This is a genomic window from Endozoicomonas sp. ONNA2 (genome assembly GCF_024606365.1).
Taxonomy (GTDB): Bacteria; Pseudomonadota; Gammaproteobacteria; order Pseudomonadales; family Endozoicomonadaceae; genus Endozoicomonas.
On sequence record NZ_JAHHPO010000312.1, the window covers coordinates 1 to 5,632 of the forward strand.

At 52.6% G+C, this 5,632-nt stretch carries 3 protein-coding genes; all 3 read right to left on the reverse strand.

Features of this window, described 5'->3' with window-relative positions; all coding sequences use genetic code 11:
* Positions 1-218: 218 nt before the first annotated feature.
* Positions 219-578, reverse strand: a complete 360-nt coding sequence (locus KDK14_RS05660) for a hypothetical protein (protein WP_257264044.1) — start codon at positions 576-578, stop codon at positions 219-221.
* A 96-nt stretch (positions 579-674) separates the two neighbouring features.
* Positions 675-2,735, reverse strand: coding sequence for a protease Lon-related BREX system protein BrxL (brxL, locus tag KDK14_RS05665; protein ID WP_257264045.1), 2,061 nt, complete (start codon positions 2,733-2,735; stop codon positions 675-677).
* Positions 2,735-5,404: a BREX-1 system phosphatase PglZ type A gene (pglZ, locus tag KDK14_RS05670; RefSeq protein ID WP_257264046.1), complete on the reverse strand. Its 2,670-nt coding sequence runs from the start codon at positions 5,402-5,404 to the stop codon at positions 2,735-2,737. The genes brxL and pglZ overlap by 1 nt, the downstream gene beginning before the upstream one ends.
* Between the last annotated feature and the right edge of the window lie 228 nt (positions 5,405-5,632).

A 5,632-nucleotide genomic window follows, 5' to 3' on the forward strand; every position in this document is an offset into this window, starting at 1 on the left:
GCGCACCACAATGGGGTTGTGGGGGTCGGAGGTTCAAATCCTCTCGCTCCGACCAAATAGTGTTACAGCAAATTCTCTCCGTAATGTTAAAAAATGTCCGTTTGGACATTTGTGTCTTAACCACTCTCTTTTTCCTCATATGCCCTAAAATTTACTGACATTTTCTGCTTGGATGGCTCCAGCCAGTTGACTTGGCCAGAAGCATACGAAGGGGAATTTTAAGAATTCAGAAGCTTGCCAATTTCTTCGCTCCAGATCTCAGCAAACTCCTTGAACTGAAATTTTTTGAAATCTTCTCCAATGAGTTCCTTAACTCCGCCGTGCGATGGATAAAGTTGTCGGCCCGAGAGTTCTATCATTGCCTTTCTGACCAGCTTTTTCTTGTGCACACGCTTTTGTTCCTGCTCCTCTGAACGGAAGCATCTGTTTCTTGACAAGAATTTGTCCCCTTCAGCTGGGAAATAATATCGCAAATAGTCAACTCCAACTTGAAGCTTGTCAGCAAGGCCTTTCAAAGCGTCATACACCTGATTGACTGAATTAAAGTCATCTGCAATTGATACAGGTACAGATAACATCGCCAAGCAGCAGAAAGGGATGTGCCATTAACATCCTTTACCAGCCCCCGAAGGAGCTGCTTTAAACATCAAAATAAAACACTTTAACGGAGGCGCTTAACCCACCCCCAACGCCTTAAACACCGCATCCACCGGATCCGCATAAAAACTGATCTGAAACTTCGAGAACAGCTCCGCAGGCACCGAAGCAATATCTGCCGCAGATGACATAGGCAACAACACCCGTTTACCGCCACTGTCCAACGCCATCTGCAAACTGCCAGCAAGATCCTGCACCGGGTTCACCACGCCACCCAGCGTCATATCCCCCAATACCACCATCTGTTCCTGACAGGGCTTCGCCATTAGTATGGAGCAGAAAGCCACCAGCGCCGCCAGGCTGGTTTTAGTGCTGGGGCCAGTATTATGCAGCTCAATCACATGCAGATTGTATTCATGCTCAGAAAATTTGGCACTTGCACTGATACGTTTCAAATTACCTTTCAGGTAATCAAAGCCAACCCGAATCGCCTCTTTCGCTGCGGTGTTGGAACCCAATCCGGAAACCGTAAACTTCCCGGTACCCGCCGTCATCTGGGTTTCATACCGGTAAAGCCCCAACTGCCCCGAACTGCCCTGGGTCACCTGATAAACAACACCAGGGCTGGCCATTCCTTCCGGTATCAGAGAGCTGCCCCCCTGTTCCGGCACATTGATAAAGCACTCTTCCAGGGTCTCGTTATCAAGGTAACTGAAATGGACATCAAAAAACTCCATGCCCCCCAGTTTCTTCAGCTGTTCCTTAATCCGTCGCCGCACTTCCAGGGCATAATGCAAACAGGCACGGACATCTTCTTTATCGTACTGGCTGTCAGGATGCAGCAGTTTCAGCAGACCGGATACCGTCCTGCGCACCGCAATCACATCCCGCTGGTTCAGGTTATTCCCCAGCTTGAAATAACGATCAATGGCATCGGCAAAGCTGCGCTTGCGCATCTCCCGCATATACTCCGCCAGGTAATCGGTAATCAAACCGTAACTGTTGGTGAAAAACTCCGGCCGCATTTTCGGAATTTCCCAACCGGGAATATAAGCATGGAAGCGGTCAAAAAAGGCCGTATCAATCATGGCATCCGGGAATGGCGCCAATAGATGACTGGTCTTTACCAGCGTCTCCACCGACTGATTGATATTCCCCACAAACACCATGGACGCTTTCGCCTCAACAGAATCCCGCCCCCGGGCAAAGGAGCCGGACGCCATATAATCCTTCATAATCTGGACACCGTCCCGATCCTTGAAGCTGATGCCCGCCACTTCGTCAAAAGCCACCACATCCCACATACCCACAAGCCCCACCTGGCGGGAACTCATATTGTAAAACAGGTTAGCCACCGTCGTCTGACCACCGGAAACCAGCAGCGAGTTGGGCGAGCACTCCTTGTACACATGGCTCTTCCCCGTACCCCGTGGTCCCAGCTCACAGACGTTGTAGTTATTCTCCACAAAGGGAATCATCCGGGTCACCAGGTGCCACTTCACCCGGTCATCCAGATTCACCGGTTCCATGCCCACAGAGCGCAACAGCACATCCAGCCATTGCCCGGTGGTAAATTGACGACGGGCACTGAACACCTCATCCATATTCATGGATGGCATCTGGATCGGCTTCAGGTTATGAACGGAAAACGGTGAGGTCTTCTGGCCTTCCTCATAAAAATACTGCACGGTGATAATGCACCAGATACCACCGGTCAGCAGCTTCTCATTGGCTTTCACCAGGGAAGAAGGCATCAGCGCATCCTTAATGCCCAGGTTGGACAGTGCCGCCTCATATACATCCTTGCGCTGATTCAGTTTGACACTGACCTTATCAATAATCTTGAAGCTGCCCCGTTCCCGAATCAGGGATTTCACCTTCTCCGCCTCATCCGGGCGGACATAATTCTCCGCCAGAATGCGCTTCACATTCTCCAGCCCGCTGCTGACTACTTCCGGATCATCACAAGCGCAATACATACCCAGCAGATATTCCAGCACATACACCGGAACATTGGCCCCTTCCTTCAGCTGCTTGGTGAGATCCTTGCGCACCACCCGGCCTTTGAAGTGCTCATTCAGCAGAGCATCCAGGTCAGCCTCCCGCTGACCATCAAAGCCATTCACATTTTCAGTCATTAAAAGAAATCATCCTGGAATGCCAAATCAATAGTGACATTGTATTTTGCATAGGTGGTATGGGTCTCGACATTTTCCAGCAGCAGAAAATACGAATCGGTACGGCTGAATGACGAGCCGATCAACTTCAACCGAACTTCCCGCACCCGGTCATCCAGGGCCGTGCCGGTGCTGTCAAAGGTCAGGGTTTCACGGCTGGACACCGCATTCCCCGCAGCATCCACCACCATAATATCCAGCTGCCGGGGAATAAACTGCCCACCCACCGGCTCCGTCTGAATCAACCGGATCTTATCAATATTGTTCACCAGCCGAATCGGCTGACTGGCCACCAGCACTTCCACCGGTTTCTTCTCATGGCTTGCGGCCTGGGCTTTGTGCAGTTCCCGCACGGTCAATACCGGCAGACAGATCTCCTGCAACATGGCACCACCATGAACAAACCGCGCCCCACCCACAAAGTGAAAACGCTGATTGCCCCTGGGCAACAGAAACTCCGTACCCCGGGATGAAGACGGATCACCGCCTGCCGTCACCGACAGCCGACCATGCCAGCAATTATCATCCGCTGGCAACTGGTCACCGACAATATAGCGTTTCTTCGCTTCAATGGTTCCACCGGGCTTGCTATGCAGCACCGTCCGGTCATTGGCCGTCAGCGCCTTTTGCTGAAACAGAAACCCGTGATCGGCCGTGATCACCACCTGGCTGCCATTCAGGCGATTAATTACCCGGCCCACCAGGTCTTTCAGCTCAGAAACCGCCAGTCGGCAGGCTTCAAAGGTTTTTTCTTCCGTACCGGCCTTATCGCCAATAGCGTCGATGGTATCGTGATAAATGTACACCACCTCCGCTTGCCGGACCCGCTCCCGACCTTCCTGGTTACTCCAGCCCATCAACTCTTTGGCGGTCACCGCCATGCCATTGACCGATTGCAACAGGGCATTCCGGTTCTCCAGCCCCTGGGTAGAACGACCATCCGCCAGTACCGCAGCACCACCCTCTGTTGCCTGGTAACTCAACTGCTGATGAGGTAATAATGCGGCCATACCCAGCTGGGTATAACTGGGCAATACCCCAAGCTGGGTAGCCAGCTCTGCCTTGAAGCGTTTTTCCTGATTGATCGTATCCCCCAACTCCCGGGCAATTTCATAGCGCAGGGCATCGGAGATAATCACAAACACCCGCTTAGCCTTTTTGCTCTTCAGCCGGGCCTTCACCTCCCGGTCGTAAAAGTCGTTCTGCCGGGGAACTCCCGACAGCTGCCACTTATCCAGCAGAGATTCCCCCGAGAGATGGCGATCCCATGCCAGCCCCAGTTCCGGCAGAAACCACTGGGTATACAGATTCTCCACGGCGTCATCCAGCGCCCGGAGAATATCCGCCCCCTTGCTCATTACCGACAGCACATGCTCGTTAAACAGCCGGTAAGCCTGGTCAAACTGATACAGCTCCTCCACATACCCGTTGTAAAGGGCTTTGGCATTGTCAAATTGAGAGCCAAAATGAAAACCATCCACAAAACGATGGCGCAGATGCAGCAACTGCTCGGCCGCCCGCAACGCCTGATAGATCGCCTGATACTCCCGCCCATTGCGGGCAGACGGCTGCGCCCAGTAACTCTGCAACCGCCGGGACAATAATGACTCAAACAAACTGCGATCCGGCAATTTGCCACTGTCCAGCAGATCGTTCACCAGGCCACGGATAATTGCCTGTTCAACCGCCTCAAAGGTTTCACACTCCACCAGCTGCATGGGCTGAAACTGACGACAGCGGTCAGCAACCTCCAGCTTTTTCGCCAGCACCGTGGCAATACGCTCATAATCCGCTGCATAGGCGCGGCTATCACGCCAGCTGCCCATCAGGGCCAGTGCCGTCGATCGACCGGACGCCGTTTTCATCACATTGTTCAGCAGCCAGTCCCGTTCACCGCCTTCAATCTGGCTCCAGAATTCCGTACAGAACAGTTTCAGCACAAAATCCCCGAAACTCGGCTGCTCCACCGTATAACCATAGGCCTCTGATAACAGCGCCCAGAGCGCAGGCTCCAGTTGAAACTTGCCAATCTGCTGGAACAGCGGGTATTCCGACACCGCATCCGGCTCATCCTCTGCCCCGACAAGCGTCCCCGCATACTCCCGCAACAGGCTGAACAGAATATCGCTCAATTCGGCGGAATCCGCTTTGCTCACCACCGCCATCATCTTGCGATCCAGCGACCGCTCATCTTCACTTTCCGTCACCCATTTTTTCAGCTGGGCCATCCGCTGCTTGCTGGCAAAAAACGACTGCCGCTGGCGAATATGACCACGCAGGGACATCCGGGGAATCCCCAGCTCATTGAGCAGCATGGAGCTGTGGTCCGCATAAAACTGTTCGCTGTACAGGCGGATATCCAGCAGCCAGTCCTGTTCAGGTTCCGGCTCCATATAAGGAAAATAGAGTAAAAAGCGGGCAGCCGGTTCATCCATCTCCATACGCTTTTTGGTGGCCAGCACCGACTCCTGCCCCATATTCAGTACCCGCACACCATCAGGCAGGCCACTGTCAGGGGTAGAGAGTTGCTCAAGCTCTTCCGTAAAACTCTCCTCCGGATCGTACCAGAAGACAATCCGGCTTTTTTCAAAACGGGCGCTGATACCTTGTGCCAGTTCACTGATTTGCATGGCTAATCCTGATCACGGGACATTTGTCGTTTAAATGATGGTTCCACTGGGTCAGATTAAGGCAGTGGAGATTAAAAGGCTTTTGCCAGCCCAATCGAAATAGAGATCACCCTCTACCCACTGGGGATTCTGTTCCCAGGGTGTCACTAAGGAATTGTCTGAAAATAACTTCCACATATTCAGATGTTCCACCGCAATCATCAGGAACACTGAGTTTAAAATGGGAAA

Bases quoted from the DNA above. Each gene is read 5' to 3' on its own strand.
- KDK14_RS05660 (WP_257264044.1), bottom strand. From the start codon at position 578: ATGTTATCTGTACCTGTATCAATTGCAGATGACTTTAATTCAGTCAAT.
- brxL (WP_257264045.1), bottom strand. From the start codon at position 2,735: ATGACTGAAAATGTGAATGGCTTTGATGGTCAGCGGGAGGCTGACCTG.
- pglZ (WP_257264046.1), bottom strand. From the start codon at position 5,404: ATGCAAATCAGTGAACTGGCACAAGGTATCAGCGCCCGTTTTGAAAAA.